This is a genomic window from Kitasatospora sp. NPDC004615, assembly GCF_042873545.1.
GTDB lineage: Bacteria > Actinomycetota > Actinomycetes > Streptomycetales > Streptomycetaceae > Kitasatospora.
Window position 1 is genome coordinate 543,608 of sequence record NZ_JBIALQ010000003.1, and the last position, 26,301, is coordinate 569,908.

At 71.6% G+C, this 26,301-nt stretch carries 26 protein-coding genes and 1 riboswitch; of the genes, 19 read left to right on the plus strand and 7 right to left on the minus strand.

Translation table 11 applies throughout. The features are described from left to right. Positions 1-58 precede the first annotated feature (58 nt). Entirely contained in the window at positions 59-1,555 is a 1,497-nt protein-coding gene (locus tag ACFYS8_RS13795) for a flotillin family protein (protein ID WP_387640183.1), read from the minus strand. Between the two features lie 184 nt (positions 1,556-1,739). Continuing rightward, positions 1,740-1,940, minus strand: coding sequence for a hypothetical protein (locus ACFYS8_RS13800; RefSeq protein ID WP_387640186.1), 201 nt, complete (start codon positions 1,938-1,940; stop codon positions 1,740-1,742). Between the two features lie 148 nt (positions 1,941-2,088). Then, positions 2,089-2,222, plus strand: a riboswitch (TPP riboswitch). Between ACFYS8_RS13800 and thiC the strand changes: the two genes are divergently transcribed. The 6 genes from thiC (at position 2,218) to ACFYS8_RS13830 (ending at position 7,688) form a co-directional block, all read left to right on the plus strand. Continuing rightward, entirely contained in the window at positions 2,218-4,014 is a 1,797-nt protein-coding gene (gene thiC, locus ACFYS8_RS13805; protein WP_387640188.1) for a phosphomethylpyrimidine synthase ThiC, read from the plus strand. Its footprint overlaps the riboswitch before it by 5 nt. A 141-nt stretch (positions 4,015-4,155) precedes the next feature. Further along, entirely contained in the window at positions 4,156-4,983 is an 828-nt protein-coding gene (locus tag ACFYS8_RS13810) for a hypothetical protein (protein ID WP_387640191.1), read from the plus strand. Between the two features lie 220 nt (positions 4,984-5,203). After that, entirely contained in the window at positions 5,204-5,335 is a 132-nt protein-coding gene (locus ACFYS8_RS13815) for a hypothetical protein (protein ID WP_387640193.1), read from the plus strand. 196 nt (positions 5,336-5,531) lie between these two features. After that, positions 5,532-6,062 (plus strand): RNA polymerase sigma factor, encoded by a 531-nt coding sequence (locus ACFYS8_RS13820; protein WP_387640195.1) that lies wholly within the window; start codon positions 5,532-5,534, stop codon positions 6,060-6,062. After that, positions 6,053-7,090 carry a CU044_5270 family protein gene (locus ACFYS8_RS13825; RefSeq protein WP_387640197.1) on the plus strand — a complete coding sequence of 346 codons (1,038 nt, stop codon included), beginning with the start codon at positions 6,053-6,055 and terminating at the stop codon, positions 7,088-7,090. The genes ACFYS8_RS13820 and ACFYS8_RS13825 overlap by 10 nt, the downstream gene beginning before the upstream one ends. Before the next feature lie 79 nt (positions 7,091-7,169). Continuing rightward, on the plus strand, positions 7,170-7,688 hold the full coding sequence (locus tag ACFYS8_RS13830) for a ferredoxin (protein ID WP_387640200.1): 519 nt from the start codon (positions 7,170-7,172) through the stop codon (positions 7,686-7,688). Between the two features lie 24 nt (positions 7,689-7,712). Here ACFYS8_RS13830 and ACFYS8_RS13835 read toward each other — a convergent pair whose 3' ends face one another. After that, positions 7,713-8,138 carry a nuclear transport factor 2 family protein gene (locus ACFYS8_RS13835; protein WP_387640203.1) on the minus strand — a complete coding sequence of 142 codons (426 nt, stop codon included), beginning with the start codon at positions 8,136-8,138 and terminating at the stop codon, positions 7,713-7,715. A gap of 110 nt (positions 8,139-8,248) precedes the next feature. Between ACFYS8_RS13835 and ACFYS8_RS13840 the strand changes: the two genes are divergently transcribed. The 4 genes from ACFYS8_RS13840 to ACFYS8_RS13855 all read left to right on the plus strand — a co-directional run bounded on the left by ACFYS8_RS13840 (position 8,249) and on the right by ACFYS8_RS13855 (position 10,078). Next, a complete protein-coding gene (locus ACFYS8_RS13840; protein WP_387640205.1) occupies positions 8,249-8,755 on the plus strand; it encodes a hypothetical protein in 507 nt (168 codons plus the stop codon). Positions 8,756-8,870: 115 nt separating this feature from the next. After that, positions 8,871-9,395 carry a Uma2 family endonuclease gene (locus ACFYS8_RS13845; protein WP_387640208.1) on the plus strand — a complete coding sequence of 175 codons (525 nt, stop codon included), beginning with the start codon at positions 8,871-8,873 and terminating at the stop codon, positions 9,393-9,395. Positions 9,396-9,455: 60 nt separating this feature from the next. After that, a complete protein-coding gene (locus tag ACFYS8_RS13850) occupies positions 9,456-9,686 on the plus strand; it encodes an antitoxin (RefSeq protein WP_387640210.1) in 231 nt (76 codons plus the stop codon). Next, on the plus strand, positions 9,683-10,078 hold the full coding sequence (locus tag ACFYS8_RS13855; RefSeq protein ID WP_387640213.1) for a type II toxin-antitoxin system VapC family toxin: 396 nt from the start codon (positions 9,683-9,685) through the stop codon (positions 10,076-10,078). Before ACFYS8_RS13850 ends, ACFYS8_RS13855 begins: the two co-directional genes overlap by 4 nt. Before the next feature lie 8 nt (positions 10,079-10,086). On the opposite strand, the gene ACFYS8_RS13860 is transcribed toward ACFYS8_RS13855, so the two are convergent. Further along, positions 10,087-11,436: an MFS transporter gene (locus ACFYS8_RS13860; RefSeq protein ID WP_387640215.1), complete on the minus strand. Its 1,350-nt coding sequence runs from the start codon at positions 11,434-11,436 to the stop codon at positions 10,087-10,089. A gap of 122 nt (positions 11,437-11,558) precedes the next feature. On the opposite strand from ACFYS8_RS13860, the gene ACFYS8_RS13865 reads away from it, so the two are divergent. Then, a complete protein-coding gene (locus ACFYS8_RS13865; protein WP_387640218.1) occupies positions 11,559-12,560 on the plus strand; it encodes a DUF5937 family protein in 1,002 nt (333 codons plus the stop codon). A gap of 126 nt (positions 12,561-12,686) precedes the next feature. On the opposite strand, the gene ACFYS8_RS13870 is transcribed toward ACFYS8_RS13865, so the two are convergent. The 3 genes from ACFYS8_RS13870 to ACFYS8_RS13880 form a co-directional block, all read right to left on the minus strand. Then, positions 12,687-13,913 (minus strand): hypothetical protein, encoded by a 1,227-nt coding sequence (locus ACFYS8_RS13870; protein ID WP_387640221.1) that lies wholly within the window; start codon positions 13,911-13,913, stop codon positions 12,687-12,689. A gap of 127 nt (positions 13,914-14,040) precedes the next feature. Continuing rightward, positions 14,041-15,174 carry a metallophosphoesterase gene (locus ACFYS8_RS13875; protein ID WP_387640223.1) on the minus strand — a complete coding sequence of 378 codons (1,134 nt, stop codon included), beginning with the start codon at positions 15,172-15,174 and terminating at the stop codon, positions 14,041-14,043. A 147-nt stretch (positions 15,175-15,321) separates the two neighbouring features. Continuing rightward, on the minus strand, positions 15,322-16,479 hold the full coding sequence (locus ACFYS8_RS13880; protein WP_387640226.1) for a LacI family DNA-binding transcriptional regulator: 1,158 nt from the start codon (positions 16,477-16,479) through the stop codon (positions 15,322-15,324). A 287-nt stretch (positions 16,480-16,766) separates the two neighbouring features. Between ACFYS8_RS13880 and hisC the strand changes: the two genes are divergently transcribed. From hisC to ACFYS8_RS13920, 8 genes are all read left to right on the plus strand, one after another. Beyond that, a complete protein-coding gene (gene hisC / locus ACFYS8_RS13885; RefSeq protein WP_387640228.1) occupies positions 16,767-17,843 on the plus strand; it encodes a histidinol-phosphate transaminase in 1,077 nt (358 codons plus the stop codon). Between the two features lie 256 nt (positions 17,844-18,099). After that, the gene (locus ACFYS8_RS13890) at positions 18,100-19,518 is read left to right on the plus strand and encodes an efflux RND transporter periplasmic adaptor subunit (protein WP_387640231.1); all 1,419 of its coding nucleotides are present in this window, start codon (positions 18,100-18,102) and stop codon (positions 19,516-19,518) included. Further along, complete coding sequence (locus ACFYS8_RS13895; protein ID WP_387640234.1) at positions 19,515-20,288, plus strand: ABC transporter ATP-binding protein; 774 nt, start codon at positions 19,515-19,517, stop codon at positions 20,286-20,288. Before ACFYS8_RS13890 ends, ACFYS8_RS13895 begins: the two co-directional genes overlap by 4 nt. After that, a complete protein-coding gene (locus tag ACFYS8_RS13900; protein WP_387640237.1) occupies positions 20,285-21,487 on the plus strand; it encodes an ABC transporter permease in 1,203 nt (400 codons plus the stop codon). Before ACFYS8_RS13895 ends, ACFYS8_RS13900 begins: the two co-directional genes overlap by 4 nt. Before the next feature lie 13 nt (positions 21,488-21,500). Then, positions 21,501-22,109, plus strand: a complete 609-nt coding sequence (locus ACFYS8_RS13905; RefSeq protein WP_387640239.1) for a hypothetical protein — start codon at positions 21,501-21,503, stop codon at positions 22,107-22,109. Positions 22,110-22,260: 151 nt separating this feature from the next. Beyond that, positions 22,261-23,022, plus strand: coding sequence for a response regulator transcription factor (locus ACFYS8_RS13910; RefSeq protein WP_387640242.1), 762 nt, complete (start codon positions 22,261-22,263; stop codon positions 23,020-23,022). 1 nt (position 23,023) lies between these two features. Continuing rightward, a complete protein-coding gene (locus ACFYS8_RS13915; RefSeq protein WP_387640244.1) occupies positions 23,024-24,487 on the plus strand; it encodes a sensor histidine kinase in 1,464 nt (487 codons plus the stop codon). A 274-nt stretch (positions 24,488-24,761) separates the two neighbouring features. Then, on the plus strand, positions 24,762-26,300 hold the full coding sequence (locus ACFYS8_RS13920; protein WP_387640247.1) for a cytochrome ubiquinol oxidase subunit I: 1,539 nt from the start codon (positions 24,762-24,764) through the stop codon (positions 26,298-26,300). Position 26,301: the final 1 nt, after the last annotated feature.

Here is a 26,301-nt window from a genome sequence, read left to right on the forward strand (position 1 = left end):
GGCCGCCCGGGGAGGTTGTTCCCTCGCCCGGGCGGAACTCAGCTGTCGCTGAGGTGAGTTACTTGGTGTCGGCCTCGATCGGGATGACCTGCGCCGGAGCGGCGGCTGCCGGGGCAGCGGCCTTGGTGGCCTCGCCGTTCTCAGCTGCCGGGGACATCGCGGTGAGCAGCTGGCGGGCCAGGCCGAGGCCGGTCCCGCCCATGGTGAGCGCCTTGGCGAACATCTCGGACATGCCCTCGGCGCCGTTCAGCAGCACCATGTGCTCGACGTTGCCGAACGCGTCCGCGCCGGCCCGGACGATGGCCGGCCAGTTCTCGGCGAGCTGCTGGGCGACCACCGCCTCCTGGTTCTCGGCCAGCGCCGCGGCGCGGGCCTTGATGCCCTCGGCCTCGGCCAGGCCCTGCGCCCGGGTGGCCTCCGCCTCGGCGAGACCCTTTGCCCGGGCCGCCTCCGCCTCGGCCAGACCCTTGGCGGCCTCGGCGGCGGCCTGCGCCTCACCGGTGGCCCGGGTGGCCTCGGCCGCGGCCAGACCGCGGGCCTTGGTGGCCTCGGCCTCGGCCGCGGCGGCGACCTTGACCCGGTTCGCCTCGGCGGCGGTCTTCAGCTCGGTCTCCCGGGACAGCGCCTCGGCGGCGGAGATCCGGGCGTCACGGTCGGCCTCGGCCTTGGTGCGGGTCTCGTACGCGCGGGCGTCGGCCGGCTTGCGGACGTCCGCCTGCAGCTGCTGCTCCTTGCGGTGCGCCTCCAGCTCGGCGACCTTGGTCTCCTGGACCACGACCTCCTGCCGGGCGGCGGCCTGCGCGAGCGGGCCGGCCTGCAGCGCACGAGCCGCGGCGGTGTCCATCTCGGCCTGGTAACCGGCCTGCTGGATGCCGGAGTTGCGGGTTGCCTCGGCCTTGCGGGCGAACGCCTCCTGCTCGGCCTCGGTGGCCCGTCGGTCCGCCTCGGCGGCGGCGATCCGGGCGTCGCGCTGGACGGCTGCGGCGTGCGGCGCGGCCAGGTTGGTGATGTACCCGGTCGGGTCCAGGATCTCCTGGATCTGCAGCGAGTCGATGATCAGACCGAGCTTCTCCATCTCGATGCCCGAGGCGGAGCGGGTCTCACCGGTGAGCCGCTCGCGGTCGCGGATCATGTCCTCGACCGTCAGCCCACCGACGATGGACCGCAGGTGGCCGGCGAACACGTTGTGCACCCGCTGGCCCATCATCTTCTGCTGGTCCAGGAAACGCCGGGCGGCGTTGGCGATCGACACCGGGTCGTCGCCCACCTTGAAGATCACAACGCCCTTGACGTGCACGGGAATTCCCTGCGACGTCACGCACTCCACGTCCAGCGCGGCCTCGTTCAGGTCCAGCGAGAGCCGGCGCACCGCCTGGACGCCCGGCACCACGAAGGTGCCCCGCCCGGTCACCACGCGGAAGCCCAGACCCTCGCCGTGCTTGGAACCCGAGATCACCAGCGCCTCGTTGGGTTCCGCCACGCGCCACATCAGCTTGAAAAGAACGATCAGCAGAACGAGGCCTGCGACGGCGCCGCCTGCGATGCCGACCAACATCGGCAATCCCCCCTTAGGAGCACACCGGTCCCGTGCTGCGCTTGGGTCGTGCAGAACTGGCGCGGAAACCGGCGGCAGCCGCATTCTCCGCCGTTCCGGATCAGGGGGGAAGGGTCTGGACGGTGGGAACTCTCACTGTCTCAAAAGTGTTGCGACAGGTTTGTGGAGGCCGTCTGACGTGCGATCAAAAGGGCTCGACGTACACCGTGCGTGGTGGCTGATATTCGACCACCACCACCATGGTGCCCGGCTGCAGCGGCTCGCCCGGTGTGGCGCGGTACGCCAGGAACGCCTCGGTGCCCAGCCGTTCGGGCACGTGCACCATCACCTCGCCGACCAGGCCCGCGCCGATCCGCCCTGTCACCCGCCCCGTCAGTCCGATCACCTGCACGATTCTCCCACCTTGCACGGGGCGTGAACAGCTCGGGCCCACGCGGGAGTTGCCCGCCGGGGGAGGCCCGGGCGCGGGAGTGCGCCCTGGACCGGCGCCGTGACGTGCCCTACGGTGAGGAACCGAACGCAGGCGGACGACGCCTGCGCGGAACGGGAGCTCGGAGCACCGGGCTGAGAGGGCGCTGACGGTACGCGGGCCCGCGTACCACCTGCTGCGCCGACCGCAGGAACCTGACCGGGTAATGCCGGCGTAGGGAGTTGAAGGTCCGATGACCGCATTTTCCGAGTACCAGTCTGCCCGCGAGTCGGCCGCCACCGGGTACCCCACCCCCGCCTGGCGCAAGGCCTACCGCCAAGGCAGCCGCCCCGACCTGCGGGTCCCCTACCGCGAGGTCCACCTCAGCGACGGCCGCACCGTCCCGCTGTACGACACCTCCGGCCCGTACACCGACCCCGACCTGCCCACCGACGTCCGCCGCGGACTGCCCGCCCTGCGCGACGGATGGATCCGGCAGCGCGGCGACGTCGAGGAGTACCAGGGCCGCGAGGCCCGCCCCGAGGACGACGGCATCAAGCACACCGCGCCGCGCGGCGGCGACCTGCGCAACCTGGACGCCGTCTTCCCCGGCCGCCCACGCCGCCCGCTGCGCGCCAGGGACGGCGAAGCTGTCACCCAACTCGCCTACGCCAAGCGTGGGTTGATCACCCCCGAGATGGAGTTCGTGGCGCTCCGGGAAGGCCTCGAACCGGAGTTCGTCCGCGAGCAGGTGGCCCGCGGACGCGCCGTCATCCCGGTCAACGTGAACCACCCCGAGAGCGAACCGGCCATCATCGGCACCGACTTCCTGGTGAAGATCAACGCCAACATCGGCAACTCCGCCGTCACCTCCTCCATCGAGGAGGAGGTGGAGAAGATGACCTGGGCCACCCGCTGGGGCGCCGACACCGTCATGGACCTCTCCACCGGCCGCAACATCCACACCACCCGCGAGTGGATCCTGCGCAACTCCCCCGTCCCGATCGGCACCGTCCCGCTCTACCAGGCACTGGAGAAGGTCGACGGCCGGGCCGAGGAACTCAGCTGGGAGGTCTACCGGGACACCGTCCTCGAACAGTGCGAGCAGGGCGTCGACTACATGACCGTGCACGCCGGCGTCCTGCTCCGGTACGTGCCGCTCACCGCCCGCCGCAAGACCGGCATCGTCTCGCGCGGCGGCTCCATCATGGCCGCCTGGTGCCTGGCCCACCACCAGGAGAACTTCCTCTACACGCACTTCGAGGAACTCTGCGACCTGCTGCGCGCCTATGACGTCACCTTCTCGCTCGGTGACGGCCTGCGGCCCGGCTCCATCGCCGACGCCAACGACGAGGCCCAGTTCGCCGAACTCACCACCCTCGGCGAGCTCGGCCGGATCGCCCGCGCCAAGGACGTCCAGGTGATGATCGAAGGCCCCGGACACGTCCCGATGCACAAGATCCGCGAGAACATGGACCTGCAGAAGGAGATCTGCGACGAGGCCCCGTTCTACACGCTCGGCCCGCTCACCACCGACGTCGCACCCGGCTACGACCACATCACCTCCGGCATCGGCGCCGCGATGATCGCCTGGTGGGGCACCGCGATGCTCTGCTACGTCACCCCCAAGGAACACCTCGGCCTGCCCAACCGCGACGACGTCAAAACCGGCGTCATCACCTACAAGATCGCCGCCCACGCCGCCGACCTCGCCAAGGGCCACCCCGGCGCCCAGGCCTGGGACGACGCCCTCTCCGACGCCCGCTTCGAATTCCGCTGGGAGGACCAGTTCAACCTGGCCCTCGACCCCGAGACCGCCCGCGAATTCCACGACGAGACCCTCCCCGCCGAGCCCGCCAAGACCGCGCACTTCTGCTCCATGTGCGGCCCGAAGTTCTGCTCGATGAAGATCAGCAAAACCATCAATGAGAAGTTCGGCAACGGCGCGGCCTCGCCGGAGTACGACGAGGCCGCCGTCGAGGGCATGAAGGCCATGTCCGAGGAGTTCAAGGTCCAGGGAAACAAGGTCTACCTGCCGCTGGCGGACTGATCTGGTCTGACCGACTGCGTCGCTCCGGGTCCCCTTGGTTTCCCGGAGCGGCGCTTCGACGTGGCGGGTCCGGCCTGCCGGTCAGCGACAGCGGCCATTGCTGCGCAGAAATCCGCTCAGTGACCTGAGGCCGTGCCTGGGATGATCCACGCCATGCAGCCTTGGAACACCTTGAGCCCGGCCGAGCAGACGCTGATGCGCCGTGGTCTGTGGCAGTCGCGCCTGGCCGGAACAGTCCAGCAGTACGGAATTGATCTCCGGTGGGCCGGGGCGAAGGGTGCTTCGCCGCTGCGCAGCTACACCCTGGACGAACAGCGCGCGCTGGTACCGCAGTTGGCCCCGGTTGCCCTGGGCCTTGTCGGGCGCGGTCTACTCACCGTCCGGATACGGCAAGGTACTGTCCCGTCCGATCCCGTCCTGACCGGGCCAGAGCTGCGGGACGTCCTGGCCGAGCCGGCCAACTGGCTCTGGAGTCCGAATGCGGCAGTGACGTTCGGCTTGGACGCGACCGAGTCCGCGCGCGAGTGGTGGCACGCGAGTGCGCTTCCGGCTGCGGTCGGTGGCGGTCTGCCCAGCTGGGACGAGCTCACCCGCGAGCAACAGGAGGTCCTGGTCTGCGCTGCCGAGGCCAGCGGCATGCTCACTGGGCCGTTCGGCATCTGGGAGGATCTGCCGACCGAGCTGGCCGGCGTGGAGCTCTCCGAGTGGGTCGATCGCCAGCTCGCTCCCCTGCTGCCGTACGTGCGTGAGGGCTGGATCGAGGTCCGCCACTTCCCCGTGGAGGCGGGCGAGGCCTTCACGGTGATACCGCTCGACGACCTCCGAACCGCCTTCGCGGACCGCTCCCTCCGCTACGACGACGGTGACGACTGGGGGGTAGGTCTCGGCTGCGTCTTCACGTACAGGGGACTGGCTGTCTGGCGCAGTGGCTCAAGCGCGGCCTGGGGTAGCCGACTGACGTTCGACTGACGTGAAGCGTACGAACTGGCCCTCATCGTCCCAAGAGTTCCCGCCAAGGCCGGTCCGGCAGACCTATGGCTACAACCAGCCATGCCCACACGACAGCTCCCACACAGCTTGACCACCTGAATGGTGCGTCGGCGCGATCGCCGGTCATCTCTGAGCTACGGGCGGACGGGTTTCTCTTACGCGTGGTGAATGTGCTGGTGTCGGGCTGAAGTTGTCGTCGATGAAGATCAGCCGGCAGATCCGCGACCAGCACGGCACGGGCCTCGATGCCGCCCCCGAGGCCGGCATGGCCGAGAAGTCCGCCGAGTTCGCCGCCCGCGGCAACCGGGTCTACCTGCCCTTGGCGGACTGACACCGCGCAGACGGGCGCTGCCCGGGGAGAGCCTCGACGGCTGCCCCGGGTGGCGCCCTTTCCGCGTTCCGGGAGCGCCTCGGCGGCCCGTGCGACCCGTCGGAGCCCGGCCGCGGGCAAATCTTCCGATCGACCTGTAAGAAGTGCGGGCCGAATCGCACAGACAGGGCATCAAATGCCTAACTGGGGAGCGAGGGTGAGCGGTGATGCGGAGGAGTTCCGTGCGCTGTACACGGCCCACTACGTGGCGGTGCTGCGGTATGCCTGGCGAAGGGTCGGAGCCGAAGCCGCCCCCGACATAGCCGGCGAGGTGTTCGCCGCCGTATGGCAAGGGTTCGACCGAGTACCCCGGGGCCGGCCGTTGCCCTGGCTGTACGCGATCGCCCGAAACATGGTGGCCGGCCATCACCGCGCCCGGGCGCGCGCCGACCACTTGAACGCCCTGGCCACCGCCGCCGATGACCTGTCGGCGCGCGACGTGGGGGTCCAGGTCTCCGAACAGGACGCGGTCCGCCGGGGTTGGGCCGCGCTCAGCGAGAACGATCGGGAACTGCTGGCGCTGATCGGCTGGGAAGGGCTGTCCATCACCGAGGCGGCAGCCGCCCTCGAGTGCTCCCCCGCCACCTGCTCGGTGCGGCTGCACCGTGCCCGTGCGCGGCTGCGCCGCCTGCTCGCCCAGCAACCCGTTGTGAGCGACCACGACAAGGAGGACATGCCATGCGTGTGACCCGAGAGGTGCGGAGCCTCATGCGGCCGGCAGACCCGGCCGGGACCGAAGTGGACCTGGAGCGGGCCGAACGGGAGCTTCGACGCATCACGGCCCACCCCCCGCTTTTCACGGGTGTGCCCCGCAGGACCGCCCGACGGCCCCGCCGGCTGGTGATCACGGCTCCGCTTCTCGCGGCCGCCGTGGTCGCGGCAGTCATCGTCGTCGGCACCGACCCCGACAAGACCGGGCCGGCACCTGTCGTCGCTCTCCACACCGGCACGACCGCCGACGCGATCGGCCTGCTGGACCGGATCTCCTACGCGGCCGCCGAGAAGCCCGACCTGTCGGTCGGGGACGGGAAGTACGTCTACGTCGAGAGCAAGGTCGCCTTCATGAGGACCAGCGGTGGACCGGGCACCGGTTCCCCGTGGGCGTGGTCGATGCAGCAGCCGCACACCCGCCGGGTCTGGTTGTCCGTCGACGGGAGCCGGCCCGGACTGCTCCGCGAGGACGTGCCGAAGAGCCTGTGGGACAAGATGCTCCACGGCGACGGCCGGCACGACCTCGCGCCGAACCCTGCGCCGAGTGTGAACGCGCCCACCTACCGCTACCTCGAATCCCTGCCGACGGATCCGACGGCCCTCCTGCAGCGCATCCACGCGGAGACCGGCGGCATGGGCACAAGCCCTGATCAGGAGGCGTTCACGGCGATCGGCGACCTGGCGAGCGAGTCCCTGCTCCCCCCGAAGCTCGCCGCCGCCCTGTACCGGGCGGCACAGCAGATCCCGGGCGTGGTGCTCGCCACGGACGTGGCGGATGCCCTCGGCCGTCATGGTGTCGCCGTGGCCCGCCTGGATCCGGTGACCGGCAGCCGGACGGAATGGATCTTCGACGAAACCACTCTGGACTTCCTCGGCGAGAGGAGCGTGCAGGTGAACCGAACCGCGGACAGCCCGGAGCCCGGCACCCTGCTGGCCACCACAGCCGTGCAGACACGCGCCGTGGTCGACCGGGCCGGGACCACCCCGGCGGCCGAGGCCAGCTGAGGGCGAGCGCCGTCCCGTCCAACGCGGGACGGCGCTCGGCCCCGAGCCTCGCGGTGGCCCAGCGCCCTATGCTCGGCCCGTGACGCTCTACTTCGACCCGGGGCCGGTGCTCGGCGAGGACCGCGAGGTGTTCCGCGGCCGCTGGGAGGACCGCCTCTGGCTGAACGTCCCCGGGCCCTTCTACGGAGGCGAGACCGACACCTGCCGGACGGGCCGGATCTCCGCGCCCCAGCACGTCCTCTACGGGGGCAAGTACCTGAGCGAGTACGTCTACCGCCAGCCCCGGATCCCGGCGGAGGTCGCCCGGCTGGTCGAAGCCGCCGACCGTGACCCGTTCCTCGGCTACGGCTGCGACGGCGACGCGCACTGGACACCGGAGACGGTCCGGGAGTGGTGGCGAGACCGTGGCCGGATCTCGCAGTACCTCGCCGACCACGACTGGGACGGCATCGACTGGGCCGGGCAGGGAGTGACCGCTGCCGTCCGGGACTACGAGACCTACCTGGCCGGCAGCCTCGCGACGGACCTGCGGATCTACCTCCACTGGCTGGAGGAAGGCAGGTCTCCCGCCCCCGGCGGGCGGCTGCCCGAGCTGTAGCCGACAGCACCCCGAGGCGTGGCGTCACTTCCCGCTGTCGCCGAAGACCATGCGGTGGCCGCGGGCCGTGTCCATGTACTCGCGGACGCGGTGGATCAGGCCGTCGCGGAGCTCGAAGACCAGGCAGTAGTCGTTGACGTAGTGGTTGCCGTTGGCGAGCGTCGCGGTCATGGTCTCCTCGACGACGACCCGGTCGCCGTCGGCGTGGAACCCGTGGAACGCGACGTCCACGTCCCGGACGAACAGGCGGCCGAAGTCCTCGGCGAGGAACCGGGCGATCGCCGCCCTGCCGATCATGTGGCTGGGGCAGTCCAGCGCGACGGCCGTCGCGTTCCCGGCCGGCGCCAGCCACTCGGCGTCCTCGGTGAAGACGGCGGAGATCCGGTCCGCGTCGTGGCTGGCGAACGCCTTCCACGCGTGCTGAACGATGTCGCGGCTACGTTGAGACATGACCACGAGGCTAGGCGGCCGCGCGGCGCGCGACCGGCGGATTTCGGACGTGGTCACCCGGCGGGCAGGGCCGGTGTCTCGCTGCCCAACTGCCTTGCCATCATGGGCGGATGCTGCGCACCGAAGCGGACCTGATCGCTCTTCTCCGCCGGCTGGACGCCCCGGAGTCGCCGGAGTTCCCGCCCGGCTACGACCACAGGGCGACCAGGGCGCTCTTCGACCGCCTGGTGGAGCGGCTGGAAGCCGACTTCGCCGCCCCGTGCTGGGCCGACCGGCACGTGCAGGACGCCAGTCTGCACGGAAGGGTGGAGATACCGGCGAGTGCGACCAAGCTCGGCGAGCAGATCGTCGTCTCGGTGAGCAACTTCGGATCGATGGCGGTGATCGCTGCCGAGAACCCCGGCGTCTACACCGACACCGCCGAGGCAGTCGAGGAGGGAGCGCTCGCCCCCGCCGACCTGGAAGCGGTCGAACGGGCGCTCACCGAACTCGGTTACGTCGTACTCCCGGAGGAACTGCTCACGCGACCGTACGACGGGGTGAACGAGGGATTCGCTTCGTACTACGGGGACGGTCTCCCCTGTGAGTGGTGGATCCGCTACTTCGACTACCTCTGACCGTGCTCGGCGGCCCGGGGACTCGTCGGCCGTCGCGAGGGCCGACCGGCCGGTAGCGTGGTGACGGCTCGCGATGCGCACTCCTGGAGGACAGATGAACCCCGACCATCTCGCCTTGATCGATGAGTTCCGCAGGTCGGCGCCGTCCAACTTCAAGATCGAGTTCTCGGGTGACGTCATCATCATGCAGGCGTCACCCTCTGCGATCCACGAGCGGAACCTCGCCGTCGTCCGCCGCCAGTTCGAGGCACACGCGCCGGTCGGGTACCTCTCCACCGGGAACATGGACCTGGTGTCGCCCCAGGTGACCAAGCTGCGGAACCCGGACCTGACGTACCTTCCGGAGGCCGCCATGGCCACCACGGCGAACCAGGTTCCGGCCGACCTCGCCCTCATCGCGGTGGAGATCGTCTCGCCGTCGAACCCGGAGAACGACTGGGTCGGGAAACTCCGCGACTATCCGCTGATGCAGATTCCGATGTACCTGCTGGTGGACGCCTCACAGAAGACTGTCACCCTCTTCCGCGAACCCGAGGCCGGCCGCTACCGGATGCGGGAGGACGCCGCCTTCGGCGAAACCGTCCACATTCCCACACCCTTCGGTTTCACCCTCGACACCACCGTCCTGCTGCCGTACTGAGGCCCGTTGCACCCCATGGTGTTATCTGCATTCTGCAGACATGCGAACTAGAATGCAGGCATGACAGCCCTCACGATCCGGGATGTCCCGGACGACCAGATTCAGACCCTGAAGGTTCGCGCGGCCCAGGCCGGGAAGTCGCTCCAGGCCTACATGCAGGAGCTGATCGCCCGAGAGGCGTCCAAGCCGACCATGGCCGAGATGATGGAGCGCCTGAACCGGGAGACCACCGCCGACGTCAGCGCCGCGGATGTCCTCGCCGTGATCGATGAGGGGCGGGTCGGGCGTTGATCGTCATTGACTGCTCCGCTCTGGTCGTGGTTCTGACAGCCCACGGCCCCGATGGCGAACTTGTCCGCGGCCGGGTGGCATCAGCTGCGGAGGTATACGCGCCGACCCTGCTGGACTACGAGATCCAGTCGGCCCTGCTCGGCATGCAGCGAGGCGGCAAGCTGACCGAGAGGGAGACGGAGAGGGCTGTTGCCGCGTACCGGATGCTTCCTCTCGCCAAGCGGGAGACGCTGCCCTTCTGGGACCGGGTGAGGAAGCTGCACGCCAACCTCAGCGCCTATGACTCGCAATACGTCGCCTTGGCGGAAGCCCTGGGCGTGCCCTTGATCACCTGTGACGCCAGGATCGGCCGCAGCGGTGCTGCGAAGTGCGAGATCGAGGTCTACGGCTAGGACCATCGTCACCGATGGGTGGCGGCGGGCCCCGGCAGCTCGCGTCGGGTGCGCAGCGGGGAGCGGAAGACCGGGACCCAGACGGTGGCCAGCACCGCCGTCGCGAGCCACAACGTCGTTCGGGCGGAGGCGAGTTCGGCCAGCAGGCCGGCCAGCGCAGCGCCGAGGGCGAGGGAACCGGTGAGCAGGACGCGCATGGTGGCGTTCATCCGGCCGAGCAGGTGGTCCGGGGTCACGCTCTGACGGAAGCTCACCGTGATCACGTTGTCGATGCCGATCTTGCAGGTGATGACCAGCCAGGCACCGGTCGCGAGCCAGAGCGCGGCCCCCCGTCCGGCCAGCGCCGGCAGCACTCCGCACGGCGCGACCGCCAGGCCCATCAGCCACAGCAGCCGTCCCGCCCCGAAGCGGTGGGCCAGCCGGCGGGCCGCGACCGAACCGATGAACACGCCGAGTCCGCCGACCGCGAAGAACAGGCCGACGGCACCGGCGGACAGCCCGAGTTCATCGACGAACAGCACCGGCAGCATCGTCTGGTACAGCTGGATCGACAGGTTCGTGCCCGCCCCGGCGAGCGCCACGGCCCGCAGGACCGGGTGGCCGAACACGAAACGCAGGCCCTCGCGGATCTCACCGCCGAGCTGCCCGCCGAGCCGCCCGCCGAGCTGCCCGCCGAGCTGCCCGCCGAGCTGCCCGCCGAGCCGCCCGTCGCGCCGCTCCCGCGGGGACGGCTCCGGCCGCCGGATCCGCAGCAGCAGGAGCGCCGAGACCAGGTAGCTCGCCATGTCCACCACGATCACCACCGGGGCGGACAGCGCCGCCACCAGGAAGCCGCCCGCGCTGCGCCCGCCGATCTGGGTGAGGGCGTCCACCGTCACCAGGTGGGCGTTGGCCTCGGTGAGCCGGTTGCGGCCGACCAGGCCGGGCAGTTGGCTCAGCGCGGCCACGTCGAAGAACACCGTGGCCGCGCCGGACAGCAGGACCACCGCGTACAGCTGAGGGAGCGTCAAGCGGTCGAACAGCCAGGCGAGCGGCACCGATCCGAGCAGCGCGGCCCTGGCCAGATCGGCGGCGATCATCGTGGGCCGCTTGCGGATCCGGTCCACCCAGGCCCCGGCCGGCAGGCCGATCAGCAGGAACGCGAGGGTGCTCAGCATCGCCAGCAGCCCGACCTGCCCGGGGGAGCTGTGCAGCGCCAGCAGGGCGGTCAGGGGGATCGCCAGCGAACTCACCGCGGTGCCGAGCTTGCTCGCCACCGCGGCGCCGAGGAGCAGCCGGAAGCCGGGGTTTCGCAGGGCCGACGGATCCGGATCGGACGGCGGGGCGGTCGGCGCGGGGCCGAGGCGGGAGCTGGTCATGGAGAGAGGCTCCCGGCGGGGCCGGGCGGCGGGCGAGGAATTTAGGCTGCACTGAATCCTGCGGGGACGACGACCGCGACCACCACCGCAGCCATGACCTGCCACCGCGAAAGGGCGCGCACATGCTGGATGTGACCTTCTCCGTCCGCGACCTGGCCCGTACCCGGTTCGCCCTCTCGCCGCTGTGGGAAGTGGTGGCCGGCGTAAGGGTGTTGAAGCATCCCGCCGAACACCCGTTGCACCGCCCGTGGAGCACCCGGGCGCACCGCCGCCTCGCCGATTCCGGGCTGGACTGGCGCTTGCTCGCCGACCTGGTCCCCGACCCGCCCCGGCTGATCCCGGCCTTCCTCGCGCCGCCGCCCACCACCTCCGTCCCCGACCTGCGGCTCGAGCTCTCCGTCCTGCGCGCCACTCCGCCCGAACTGGTCCGCTCGGGCCTCGACGGCCCGCGCGCGCCGCGCTCGGAACGGATCGACCGGCTGCGGGCCGAACCGCGGCGCGGACTGGCCGAACTCGCCGAACTGATCGACGCCTACTGGGAGATCGCCCTCGCGCCGCACTGGCCCCGGATCCGCTCGCTGCTAGAGGGAGACATCCTGCACCGCGCCCGGCTGTTCGCCGAACACGGCGCGGACCGGCTGCTGGGCGACCTCGGGACGGACATCACCTGGGACGAGAACACCCTCTACGTCGGCCACCGTCACACCCGGGGCACCGGCCACCTCGCCGGACGCGGCCTGCTGCTCGTCCCGTCGGTGTTCGTCTGGCCCCGGGTGTTCTCGCTCATCACCCCGAACTGGCAACCGACCCTGCGCTATCCCCCGCGCGCCGTGGCCACCCTCTGGGAACGCCGCACCGCCCTTCCCGACCCCCTCGCCGCCGTCCTCGGCCCGACCCGCGCCCGCCTCCTTGCCGAACTCGACACCCCGGCCTCCACCACCGCCCTCGCCGACCGCACCGCCCTCACCCCCGGTGCCGTCTCCCAGCACCTCACCGCCCTCCGGAACGCCGGCCTGCTCGCCGCCCACCGCACCGGCCGCTACGTGCTGTACAGCCGCACCGAAGCGGCGGAAATCCTGCTGGCCGCAGCGGCAGGCAGTCCGGGTCGGGGCACTTCTCTTTGACCGGCCTTTGGCGGGCGCGGCATCGCTGTATTCAAGGTTGATGCTGGCCTTGCCGAGGCCCGGGCGATCGCGGCGGTGCTGCTGGGCGAACCCGCCGCCGCCCGCCTCTGATCCCGGCCGCTGCGGTCAGCCCCCGTCCCGCTCGGGGGCCTCGGTCTCGCCGCGGTCGCCCGTCAGACCGCCCGGTCCGGGGCTGGTGAAGTCGGGCGAGGTGTAGCGCGGTCGGCCGTCCGCGTCCGCGAGGCGCTCGGGGCCGGGGCTGGTGAACCGCGGTCCGTCGCCGCGTTTGCGCCCTTGATCGTCCGTCAGGCCCTCCGGTCCGGGGCTGGCGAAGTCGGGGCTGCTGTGGCCCGGCCCGGTGAATCCGGCCGGACGTGGCGCGCCCTGATCGCCCGTCAGGCCGCGCCGTCCGGGGCTGGTGAAGTCGGGCGCGGTGTAGCGCGGCCCGTCGGGGCGCGGCCGGCCGTCGGCGTCGGTGAGCTGCTCGGGTCCGGGGCTGGTGAAGCGCGGTCCGTCGGTGCGCTTGCGCCCCTGGTCGTCGGTGAGGCCCTCAGGGCCGGGGCCGGTGAAGTCGGGGCTGCTGTGCCCGGGGCCCGTGAACCCGGCCGGGCGCGGCCGTCGCTGATCGTCCGTCAGCCCTTCGGGCCCGGGGCTGGTGAAGCCCGGGCTGCCGTACCCGGCCCGGCTGTAGCCGGGGCTGAGCAGGTCGGGCGGCGCGGTCCGGGCGCGCGGGACGCCGGTGTCGGGGGTCGCGAGGTGGTGGGCGAGCAGCCAGGGCAGCAGGGCGCGGTCGCGCAGCGCGGTGTGCCAGGCGGCCCGGGCCGCGGCCAGCTCGGCCTGCTGGTGCGGGTCGGCGCCGAGGGCCCGGGTGGCGCCGCGGCGCGCGGTGAGGACCAGCCCGGCGCCGCCGATCAGCAGCGCGGCGGCGGCGACGGCCAGCGCGAGCAGCCCGGCGGTGACGGCGGCGCGCCCGAACGCCAGCCCGGGCGCGGTGACCCGCAGCAGCCAGCCGAGCACCAGCAGGATCAGCCCGGTCGACCCGGCCAGCAGCGGCGTCAGCACCGTCAGCGCGGGGAGCAGCCCGGCGCCGACGATCGGTGGCGCGCTGTCCGGGCGCTGCTCGGCGGCCGCGGCGGCGGCGGCGCGCAGTTCCAGGTAGCGGGCGTATTCGGCGGCGGCGGGCGCGGCGACGGTTTCGGCGTCCGCGAGGGCCCTGGTGTAGAGCTGTTCGGTGTTGAGGTGCACGCCGGGCTCGGCCAGGGCCTGCCGGACGGCGGGGTCGCGCAGCGCTTCGTCGAGCAGCCGGCCGAAGTCGGCGCGGTCCTCGGCGAGCAGGCGCGGCGGGTGGCTCATGGGTACCCCGTTCCGCGAGGTGGACGGAAGGTCACTGGCCTCGATGGTAGGCGTGCGCGGGAGCGCGCCGACAGGCTCTTTCCGGAACTTCGGCGCGCCCAGTTCCCTTGCGCCATCGAGCAGTTGTTCAGTTCAGCGGCAGTTGTGCGACCAGCAGCCGGCCGTCCATGGTGACGCCGCCGTCCATCGCGATGGCCAGTTCGTCGGCGTAGATGTACGGGCCGGGCACGTGCGGCGGGACGCCGTCCTCGGGGTGGTCGCCGGTCAGGTAAGGGATCGGGCTGTGGCCGTGCACCACCCGGTAGCCGCCGTACATGGCGAGCAGTTCCTGCGCGGCCATGGTGCCGGCCTGGCCGCGGAACGCGAACCGCTTGGTGAACTTGCGGAAGGCGTCCCACCATTCGTCGATGCCCTCGTCGGCGAGCAGCGCGTGCACGGCGTCGTTGACGTCGGCGATGGTCTCGCCGTACTCCAGGTACGCGGTGGTGTCGGAGTGCAGCAGCAGGTGGCCGTCCTCCAGCGCCATCGCGGGCAGCCGGGACAGCCAGCTGATGTGGTGCGGCTGCAGGCGCTCCAGGTCGTGCTGCTGGCCGCCGTTGAGCCGCCAGGCGGCGAGGAACGAGGCGGTGCCGGCGGTGGACTGGACGGCCTCGTCGCCGTAGCGGGCGGCGCCCAGGAAGAGCAGTTCGTGATTGCCCATCAGGGCCCGGCAGTAGCCGCCGGCCGCGGCCGCCTCGGCGGCCAGCTGCATCACCAGGTCGATGACGCCGATGCCGTCCGGGCCGCGGTCGGTGAAGTCGCCGAGGAACCAGATCCGGGAGCGCCCGGCCGACCAGTGGCCGTCGGCGTCGATCAGGCCCTGCTGGTGCAGCGCGGCGAGCAGTTCGTCGAGGTAGCCGTGTACGTCGCCGATGACGAACAGCGGGCCGGGGCCCTCGCCGGGTTCGGGCTGCGGGTACGGGAAGTGCACCTCGACGGGGGGCACCGCCTCGATCGGCGGGCCGAGTTCGATGGTCGGCGGGTCCTCGTGCGCGTAGTGCCCGGGTGCCTGCGGGGCGGCTTCGCCGAACTGCCCGGCGGGGGCCCAGTGCTGCTCCAGGTAGTGGGCGCCGCCGTAGGTGCTGTGGGTGTCCTCGTACTGGTAGCCGGCGGGTTCGGCCGGCTCGAACCAGGAGCCTTGGGGGAGCACGTCGAGGTCCTGGCGGGAGCGGATGCCCGAGTGCGGGTGCTCGGGTTCGCGGAAGAGGTCCTCGGGTGTCATTCGCCCATCATAGGAAGCGCACTCTCCCGCCGTCCTCACCTGGTCGGTATCCGTTTTCCCGGTTGACCCGCCGGGCGGCGGGCCGGCCGCCCGGTCTGCCCCGGTCCGGGATGGTCCGGACCGCCGGCCGACGCGGGCGGCGCGCGCTCACACCTCGCCCGGCGGGCGGGGCGGACTGACCGTGGTGCGCGGGCTGCGGCGCTGCGAGGAGGCCCGCACGATCAGCTCGGTGGGCATCAGGGTGCCGGGCGGCGGGCCCGTCCCGGCGGTGCGGTAGCGCGGCGGGAACAGCCGCCCGGGGACGGAGCCCGATCCCGCGTCGACTCCTTCGATCGCGTCGATCAGCAGGTTGACCACGGTGGTGCCGATCCGACGGGGCTTCAACGACAGGGTGGTGATCGGCGGTTCGGTGTTGGCGTACACGTCGGACTCCGAGCAGCACACCAGCAGCAGGTCGTCCGGCACCCGCAGTCCGTAGCGGCGGGCGGCGGCCAGCAGGTCGGTGCCGTTCGGGTCGAACAGTCCGTACACCGCGTCCGGGCGGTCCGGGCGGGCCAGCAGCCGGTCGGCGGCGACCGCCCCGGCGGCCGGGTCGTGCGCCGGGTACGTCTCGTACACCGGCTCCTGGCCGACCCGGTCGCACCAGGCGAGGTACGCCTCGGTGGACAGCCGGGTGTAGGTGTCGGTGGACGTGCCGGTGAGCAGGCCGATCCGGCGGGCGCCGGCCTCGCTCAGGTGCTCCAGGATGCCGAGCACCGCCGCCTCGTGGTCGTTGTCCACCCAGGCGGTGACCGGGCAGTTGCCCGGTTTGCCGTCGGAGACCACCGGCACGCCGGACCGGTAGAGCTCGGTGACCAGCGGGTCCTGGTCGGGTGGATCGATCACCACCGTTCCGTCGAGCGCGATGTTGCTCCACACGTCGTGCCGGGACGACGCGGGCAGCACCACCAGGGCGTAGCCGCGGCCCAGCGCGGCGCTGGTGGCGGCCCGCGCCATCTCCGCGAAGTAGGCGAACTCGGTGAAGGTGAACGGCTCTTCGCCGTACGTGGTGACGGTCAGTCCGATCAGGCCGGACCGGCCGGTGCGCAAGGTCCGGGCGGCGGCGGACGGCCGGTAGCCCAGGCGCTCGGCGACCTCGCGGACCCGGCTGCGGGTCTCGTCGGGGAGCCGGCCCTTCCCGTTGAGGGCGTCCGAGACCGTGGTGATGGAGACTCCGGCGGCCGCCGCGACGTCCCGGATGCCTGCCCGTTCCAGGCGCCGTGAGGCGGTGGCTCGGCGACCGTTCTGATTGGCTGCTGCTGTCATGGCGGACCGATCGTATGGCGCGTCACGGCGTTCTGTGACCGGATCACTACCCGGCGTCAAAGAACCGTTTCTCCACGGCCGGATCCGGGGTGCACCCTTCGACAGCTGCGGTTTTCCGCCTTCAATACCTCTGACATGTGCCAAAGGAACCCGGCAGAATGGCTGATCTGCACCCGTAACCCGGACGAGCATCTCACCCGCACGGGTGAGGGGCGGTCGGTATCGTTCACGGCACCCGACCGGGGAGTGATCGGCGCCGCCGCCGACGAAGAGAAACGGAGAACCCCGTGGTTCAGCGTGAGCACGGCCCCCGGCTGCGGCCGAGCCTGGACAGCATCCCCAGCTACAAGCCCGGGAAGCCCGCCGGCGCGGACTCCTACAAGCTCTCCTCCAACGAGAACCCCTACCCGCCGCTGCCCGGCGTGCTGGAGGCCGCGGTCGCCGCCGCCGCCGACTTCAACCGCTACCCGGACATGGGAGTCGGCGCGCTCACCGCCGAACTCGCCCAGCGCTTCGGCGTCCCAGCCGAGCACATCGCCACCGGCACCGGCTCGGTCGGCGTCGCCCAGTCCCTGGTGCTCGCCACCGCCGGCGAGGGCGACGAAGTCATGTTCGCCTGGCGCTCGTTCGAGGCCTACCCGATCATCACCCGGATCGCCGGCGCCACCCCGGTGCCCGTCCCGCTCACCGCCGACGAGGCCCACGACCTCGACGCGATGCTCGCCGCGATCACCGACCGGACCCGGCTGATCTTCGTCTGCAACCCCAACAACCCGACCGGCGCCGCCCTGCACCGCGAGGAACTGGTCCGCTTCCTGGACGCCGTCCCCGCGCACATCCTGATCGTCCTCGACGAGGCCTACCGCGAGTTCATCCGCGACGAGGACGTCCCGGACGGCATCGAGCTCTACCGCGACCGCCCCAACGTCTGCGTGCTGCGCACCTTCTCCAAGGCGTACGGCCTGGCCGGCCTGCGGGTCGGCTTCGCCGTCGGCCACGAGCAGGTCGCCGGCGCGCTGCGCAAGACCGCCGTCCCGTTCGGCGTCAGCCAGCTCGCCCAGGACGCCGCGGTCGCCTCGCTGCGCGCCGAGGACGCCCTGCTGGAGCGCGTGGAGGCGCTGGTCGCCGAGCGCGTCCGGGTCACCGCCGCGCTGCGCGGGCAGGGCTGGACGGTGGTCCCCTCCGAGGCCAACTTCGTCTGGCTGCGGCTCGGCGAGCGCACCCTCGACTTCGCCGCCGCCTGCGCCGAGGCCGGCGTGGTGGTCCGCCCGTTCCCCGGCGAGGGCGTCCGGGTCTCGATCGGCGAGACCGAGGGCAACGACCTGTTCCTGGGCGCCGCGGAGGCGTTCCGCAAGGAGCTCTGACGAAGCAGCGACGGGCGGGGCGGGCAACGCGGTTGCCCGCCCCGTCGGCATGACCGGCCGGCGCCCGCTGCGGGTGAACCGGGGACGGGACTTTGCTGGGAGGTTCCCGGGAGTCCGGTCAAGAGCTGGTGGTCCGCCGGACAACCGACGGGCAACCGACGGGTGATGTGCGCCGACTTGTCCGGATCGCCGGTCCCAGCGGGCGCCCAGGAACCGCACAGGGCGGCGAAAGAGCGCTGGGCGATGCTTCTGCGCCATGAAGGTGCTTCCGCGACGGCGTGGTGCCGTCCTCGTCAACTCCGCGCTCGGCGTGGCCCTGCTGGGCGGGGCCGCACTGGCGTACACCACCCTGGACAGCGGGACCAGCAAGGCCGCCGTCGGCTCCAAGGTCCGGACCGCGACGGTCGCCAAGGGCGCGGTCCAGGCCACCGTGTCCGGATCGGGCACGCTGTTCTCGCCCTCCGACGCCGGTCAGGACTTCACCACCAGCGGCCGGTTGACGGCGGTGAAGGTCGCGGTCGGCGACACGGTGAAGAAGGGCCAGGTGCTCGCCACCGTCGACACCACCACCGCCCAGCAGCAGGTCGACCAGGCGCAGTCCGCGCTTACCGCGGCGCAAGCCAACCTGACCAAGGCCGAGGCCGGCGAGACGGTCACCACCACCGTCCCGGGCACCGGCTCGTCGGGCGCCAGTAACGGCGGCAACGGCGGCTCGTCCGGCAACGGCGGCTCGTCCGGCCGCGGCGGCTCGGGCTCCGCGGCGGCCACCCCGCAGCCGCAGCCGAGCACCACGACCACCGTGAAGGTCGACCAGGCGCAGGTCGCGCAGGCCCAGCAGCAGGTCGACAACGCGCAGAACACCCTGACCAACGCGCAGACCGCGCTGGCCGGCACCACGCTGACCGCCACCACCGACGGCACCGTCGCCGCGGTCACCGGCAAGGTCGGCGACACCGTCTCCGGCGCCGGATCGTCGGGCTCCGGCAGCTCGTCCACCACCAAGTCCGGTGCCGGCAGTGCCAGTTCCAGCACCACCCCGACCGGATTCATCGTGCTCACCAACCCCTCCGGGATGGAGGTCACCGCGAACTTCTCCGAGCTGGACTCGCTGAAGCTGAAGAAGGGCCAGACGGCGACCGTCACCCTGAACGCGCAGTCCGACACCAAGCTCGCCGCCACCGTGCTGTCGGTCAGCTCGCTGCCCTCCAGCTCCACCAACGGCGCCGTGCAGTACGGCGCGACGCTGCAGATCACCGGCGACACCGCCGCGCTGCGCACCGGGCTGAGCGCCACCATCTCGGTGGTCACCGGCTCCGCAGACAACGCCCTGTCGGTGCCCACCGCGGCCCTCCAGGGCACCGGCTCCACCCGCACCGCGACCGTGCTGCACGACGACGGCTCCACCGAGCGCGTGCAGGTGACGGTCGGCATCGAGGGCGACAGCACCGTGCAGGTCACCGAGGGCCTCACCGAGGGCGAGAAGGTCGAGCTGACCGCCACCACCGCGGGCACCGGCAACGGCTTCCCGTCCGGCAGCTTCCCCGGCCTGAACGGCGGCTTCGGCGGTGGCGGCTACGGCGGCGGGGGCGGCGGTTCCCGAGGCGGCAACGGCGGCGGCAACGGCGGTGGCGGCAACGGCGGTGGCGGCAACGGCGGCGGGGGTTCGCGCGGATGAGCCCCGGCAAGCCCCCGGTGATCCAGATCCGCCGGGTCCTCAAGTCCTACGGCCACGGCGACGCCGTCGTGCACGCCCTGCGCGGCCCGCTCGGCCCGGACGGCGAACCCCTCGGCGTCGACCTGGACATCGCCGAGGGCGACTACGTGGCGGTGATGGGCTCCTCCGGCTCCGGCAAGTCCACCCTGATGAACATCCTCGGGTGCCTGGACGTCCCCACCGCCGGCCGCTACCTGCTCGACGGCACCGACGTCGGCCACCTCGACGAGGGCCAGCTCGCGCTGGTGCGCAACCGCAAGATCGGCTTCGTGTTCCAGTCGTTCAACCTGGTGCCGCGCACCACCGCCCTCGCCCAGGTCGAACTGCCGCTCGCCTACGCGGGCGTGCGGGCCGCCGAGCGGCGCCGCCGGGCGCTGGCCGCGCTCACCCTGGTCGGCCTGGCCGAGCGGGCCGGCCACAAGCCCAACCAGCTCTCCGGCGGCCAGCAGCAGCGCGTCGCGGTGGCCCGCGCCCTGGTCACCGCGCCCGCGATGCTGCTCGCCGACGAGCCCACCGGCAACCTCGACAGCCGCTCCACCGAGGAGGTGCTGGGCATCATCGACGGCCTCAACGCGCGCGGCCGCACCGTGGTGGTGATCACCCACGAGGACGAGGTGGCCCGGCACGCCAAGCGGGTGGTCCGCCTGGTCGACGGCGCGATCGTCTCCGACGTCCGGCAGGCCCCGGTCGACGGCCCGCCGCCGGCCCTGGCCGCGGAGGTGGTCGCGTGATCGCCTGGCAGATGATCCGCTTCGCGGTCGGCGGCCTGGCCGCCAACAAGGTCCGCTCCGCACTGACCATGCTCGGCGTGCTGATCGGCGTGGCCTCGGTGATCCTGCTGCTCGCGGTCGGCAACGGCTCCTCGGTCGCGGTGAAGGAGTCCATCACCTCGCTGGGCACCAACTCGCTGACCGTCTCCACCGCGGCCTCCCGAGGCTCCGCCACCGCCGCGAAGAAGCTCACCGTGGAGGACGCCAAGGCCCTCGCCTCGGCCACCGACACCCCGGCCATCAAGTCGGTCGCCCCGGTGGTCACCACCAGCGGCACCGCGCTGTACGGGAACATCTCCTACCAGCCCGGCCAGATCGTCGGCAGCTACCCGGCGTACTTCGAGACCGCCAACCAGAAGATCGCCGAGGGCGACTACTTCTCCGCCGACGACGTGCTGAACTCCCGCAAGGTCGCGGTGCTCGGCTCCACCACCGCCAAGGAGCTGTTCGCCACCGAGGACCCGATCGGCAAGAAGATCACCATCGGCGGCACCCCGTTCACCGTCACCGGCGTGCTCGCCACCAAGGGCTCCACCGGCTTCAACGACCCCGACGACGTGGTGATCGCCCCGCTGCCGACCGTGCAGAACGCGTTCACCGGCTTCGGCTCGGTCAACCAGATCCTGGTGCAGGCGTCCTCCGCCGACACCACCACCGAGGCGCAGGCCGACATCACCCGGATCCTGATGGGCACCCACGCCATCAAGGACCCCACCAAGGCCGACTTCCGGATCAGCAACCAGACCTCGCTGCTGAGCGCCCGCGAATCCACCACCAAGACCTTCACGGTGCTGCTCGGCGCCGTCGCCGCGATCTCGCTACTGGTCGGCGGCATCGGCATCACCAACATCATGCTGGTCACCGTCACCGAGCGGACCAGGGAGATCGGCATCCGCAAGGCGCTCGGCGCGCCCCGCGCGGTCATCCTCGGCCAGTTCCTCGCCGAATCCACCCTGCTGTCGGTGATCGGCGCCGGCCTCGGCGTGCTCGCCGGGATCGTCGGCTCGCACTTCTCGGTGGTCGGCATCAAGCCGGTGGTGATCCCCGAATCGGTGCTCGGCGCGTTCGCCATCGCCGTCGCCATCGGCCTGTTCTTCGGCAGCTACCCCGCCAACCGGGCCGCCTCGCTGCGCCCCATCGACGCCCTCCGGCACGAGTAGAAGGAGCCCTTTCATGTCGGACGAGCAGGAGTTGCTGGCCACCGCGCCGGACGCCCGCGACATCACCGCCGAGCTGACCGCGCCGCCGCGCCGCAAGCTTCCCTGGCCCACCCTGGCGCTGGCCGGGGGCCTGATCGCCGTGCTGTCCTTCGCCGGCGGCGTCTGGTACCAGAAGGACAACAACACCGGCGGCAACGGCACCGCCCGCGCCTCCGGAGGCCAGAACCCGGGACAGCAGAACGGTGGCCGCCGCGGCCAGGGTGGTTACGGCGGCCAGGGCGGTCAGAACGGCCCGGGCGGCGGCGGCTTCACCCGCGGCACCGTCAAGTCGGTGGACGGCACCACCGTCTACCTGACCGACGCCAACGGGAACACCGTGAAGATCACCACCGGCGACTCCACCAAGGTCACCACCACCAAGGAGGGCAAGGTCGGCGACCTGCAGCCCGGCCAGAACGTCACCGTGATGGGCAGCAAGGGCGCCGACGGCTCCTACAGCGCCACCCAGCTCACCGAGGGCGGCGCGGGCGGCTTCGGCGGCTTCGGCGGCTTCGGCGGCCGCGGCGGCGGTGGTGGCCAGGGTGGCGGAACGGCCGGTACCGGTTCGAGCACAACCGGCTGACCATCCCGTTCTTCGTCCATTTGGCGTAGCCTGCCCGGGCTAGGGTCTGTCTGACGATGCTCGGTCGGGTGCACCCGGCGGACCTCGTCCGACCGTCCCGGAAACAGCCCGGGCCGGCCATTTCGTCCCGGTCCGGGAGGCGGAGCAGATCTTGTCAGGCGCATTGCAGTCGAGCCAGCCCGGGGCGACTCCGGCGGGCGGTGAACCGTTCCTGCTGGTGGTGGACGACGAGCCCAACATCCGCGAGCTGCTGTCGGCCAGCCTGCGCTTCTCCGGCTTCCGGGTGGCCTCCGCCGCCACCGGCCAGGAGGCGCTGGACGCGATCGCCGCCGAGCGCCCCGACCTGGTGGTGCTCGACGTGATGCTGCCCGACCTGGACGGCTTCACCGTCGTCCAGCGGCTGCGCGACCAGACCCAGCGGCCGGGCAGCCCCGAGCACGTTCCGGTGCTGTTCCTGACCGCGAAGGACGGCACCGGCGACAAGGTCCAGGGCCTGGCCGTCGGCGCCGACGACTACGTCACCAAGCCGTTCAGCCTGGAGGAGCTGATCGCCCGGATCCGGGCGATCCTGCGCCGGGCCGGCGGCCCCGCCGACGACGGCCGCCTGATGGTGGCCGACCTCGTCCTGGACCCGACCGCGCACGAGGTCACCCGCGGCGGCGTCCCGGTCTCGCTCTCGCCCACCGAGTTCAAGCTGCTGCACTACCTGATGGCCAACGTCGGCCGGGTGGTCTCCAAGGCGCAGATCCTCGACCACGTGTGGGCGTACGACTTCGGCGGCGACCTGTCCATCGTCGAGTCGTACATCTCCTACCTGCGCCGCAAGCTCGACTCCGGCCCGGCGCACGGCCCCAAGCTGATCCACACGGTGCGCGGCATCGGCTACGCGCTGCGCCGCCCGCCGAACAGCTGAGATGGCCCGCTTCTCGCTGCGGGTCCGGCTGCTGGTGCTGGCGGTGCTGCTGGTCACCACGGGCCTGGTGGTCAGCGACGCCTGGGTGCTCGGCACTGTCCGCGGCCAGCTGGTGGAGCGCACCGACCAGCAGCTGGAGCGGTACGCCGAGCCGCTGGCCCGGCGCGCGCCGACCCGCCAGCAGACCCCGATGTCGGTGTTCAGCCCGCAGGCGCTGAGCCGCCGCACCGGCCAGGCGCTGCCCAGCGAGTACGTGGTGCGCTACCTGGCCGGGGACGGCACCGTGCTGTCGGTGCTGCGCCAGCCGCTGACCGACTCCGAACCGGCCCCGCAGCTGCCCGCGCTGACCTCCGCCGCGCTGGCGCGCCGGGAGGCCGAGCCGTTCACCGAGAAGGTGCCGCGCGGCGGCGAGTGGCGCTCGATGGTGCTGCCGCTGCAGCGCACCACCGCGGGCGACTTCGGCTCGCCGCGGTACGTGCAGGTCGCGGTGCCGCTGGACGACGTGCAGTCCACCATCAGCCACCTGCGCACCACCTTCTTCACCATCGGCGGCGCCGTCCTGGTGGGCCTGGCCGGCCTGGGCGCGGTCGCGGTGCGGGCCGGGCTGCGGCCGCTGCGCCAGCTGGAGGCGGGCGCGCAGCGGATAGCCGACGGAGACCTGTCGCACCGGATGCCGGAGCTGCCGGCCCGCACCGAGGTGGGCCGGCTGTCGGCGGCGCTGAACCGGATGCTGACCGACATCGAGACGGCGTTCGCCGACCGCGCCGCCTCCGAGCGCCGGATGCGCCGCTTCGTCGCCGACGCCTCGCACGAGCTGCGCACCCCGCTGGCGGGCATCCGCGGCTTCGCCGAGCTGCACCGGATGGGCGCGCTGGACGACGTCGACCGGGCGATGGACCGGATCGAGTCGGAGGCGGTGCGCCTCGGCGCCCTGGTCGAGGACCTGCTGATGCTGGCCAGGCTGGACGAGGAACGCCCGCTGAACCTGGCCCCGATGGACCTGCGCACGCTGGCCGCCGACGCCCTGCACGACCTGACCGCGCTGGACCCGGGCCGCCCGGTGGCCTTGACCGGCCCGCACGGCGAGGGCGCGCCGCAGCCCGCGCCGGTGCTCGGCGACGAGGCCCGGCTGCGCCAGGTGGTGAGCAACCTGGTGGGCAACGCGGTCAAGCACACCCCGCCGGGCACCGCGGTGCGGATCGGGGTGGGCCGGGTGGACGACAGCTGCCTGCTCGAAGTCGCGGACCAGGGGCCGGGGTTGGCGGAGGAGCAGGCGGCGCTGGTGTTCGAGCGCTTCTACCGGGCGGACGCGTCCCGGGTCCGCCGGGCCGGCGAGGCCGGGGGAGCGGGCCTGGGTCTGGCGATCGCCTCCGCGCTGGTGTCCGCGCACGGCGGCGAGCTGGCCCTGCGCACCGCGCCGGGCGCCGGCGCCGCCTTCAGGGTGGTCCTGCCGCACCAGGGCTGAACCGGGCTGAGGTAACGTCAGTGAGGTCGGTGTCAAGCGCCGTTCGGTACAGCGTCGGCGCCCCGCTCCGGCTTGTGGGCGGCCGAACCGGCGGCAGATCATTTGAGTTGTCGGAGAACACCCCCCCCGTGCGAATGCACTGATAAGCATCATGGATACTGCTCTTGTGAACGTGTTCACGTTCACAAGCGGACAAGCTTGGGCAGGTTCAGCGCGTTACCGTGCTAGATGTGCCTTTTTTGTTCGGTTTGCACATCCTGTGAGAGAGGGCGCAGTGGACCTAGCAGTCGCTCACGAGACCATCTCGCGATGGCAGTTCGGCATCACCACCGTCTATCACTTCCTCTTCGTCCCGCTGACGATCAGCCTGGCCTCGATCGTGGCCGGACTGCAGACCGCATGGGTGCGCACGGGCAAGGAGAAGTACTTCCACGCCACCAAGTTCTGGGGCAAGCTCTTCCTGATCAACATCGCCATGGGCGTGGTCACCGGCATCGTCCAGGAGTTCCAGTTCGGCATGAACTGGTCCGACTACTCCCGCTTCGTCGGCGACGTGTTCGGCGCCCCGCTGGCGATGGAAGCGCTGATCGCGTTCTTCTTCGAGTCCACCTTCATCGGACTGTGGATCTTCGGCTGGGACAAGCTGCCGAAGAAGATCCACCTCGCCTGCATCTGGATGGTCGCGATCGGCACCGCGCTGTCCGCGTACTTCATCCTGGCCGCCAACTCCTGGATGCAGCACCCGGTCGGCTACCGGATCGACCCCGTCACCGGCAAGGCCCAGCTCACCGACATCGTCCGGGTGCTGACCCAGAACACCACCCTGGTCCAGGTCTTCCACACCCTCACCGCCGCCTTCCTCACCGGCGCCGCCTTCGTGGTCGGCATCGCCAGCTACCACCTGTGGCGCGCCAAGCGGGGCAAGGAGACCGACAAGCGCAAGACCGCCTCGATGCGCACCTCGCTGCGCGTCGGCCTGGTGCTCGCCGCGGTGGCCGGCCTCGGCACCGCGATCAGCGGCGACACACTCGGCAAGGTGATGTTCGAGCAGCAGCCGATGAAGATGGCCGCCGCCGAAGCGCTCTGGGACACCCAGGCCCCCGCCCCGTTCTCGGTGTTCGCCGTCGGCGACGTCTCCAAGGGCCACAACTCGGTCGCCCTGGAGATCCCCGGAATACTGTCCTTCCTCGCCCACAACGACTTCTCGTCCGAAGTCCCCGGCATCAACGACATCGCCGCCGCCGAAGCCGCCCAGCACGGCGGGAACCCGACCGACTACATCCCCAACATCTTCGTCACCTACTGGGGATTCCGGCTGATGATCGGCTTCGGCATGACGTCCTTCGTCGCCGCGCTGATCGGCCTGTGGACCACCCGCCGCAAGTTCTGGCTGGCCCCCGAGCACCGCACCGGCGAGGACGAGCCGCCGAAGCTGATGCTCACCAAGAACCGGGAGATGAACGTCTTCTTCACCCGGTGGAGCTGGCGGATCGGCATCCTCACCATGGGCTTCCCGCTGATCGCCAACAGCTTCGGCTGGATCTTCACCGAGATGGGCCGCCAGCCCTGGGTGGTGTTCGGCCTGATGTTCACCCGCGACGCGGTCTCCCCCAACGTCAGCGTCGGCACCCAGGTGCTCGGCCTCACCACGCTGACCGTGCTGTACGCGATCCTCGCCGTGATCGAGGTCAAGCTGCTTGCCAAGTACGCCGCCGCCGGCCCCAACACGGACGAGAAGCCGCCCGCCAAGGACCCGACCCTGCGCGGCCCCTCGGACGAGGACTCCGACCAGCCGCTCGCCTTCGCGTACTGAG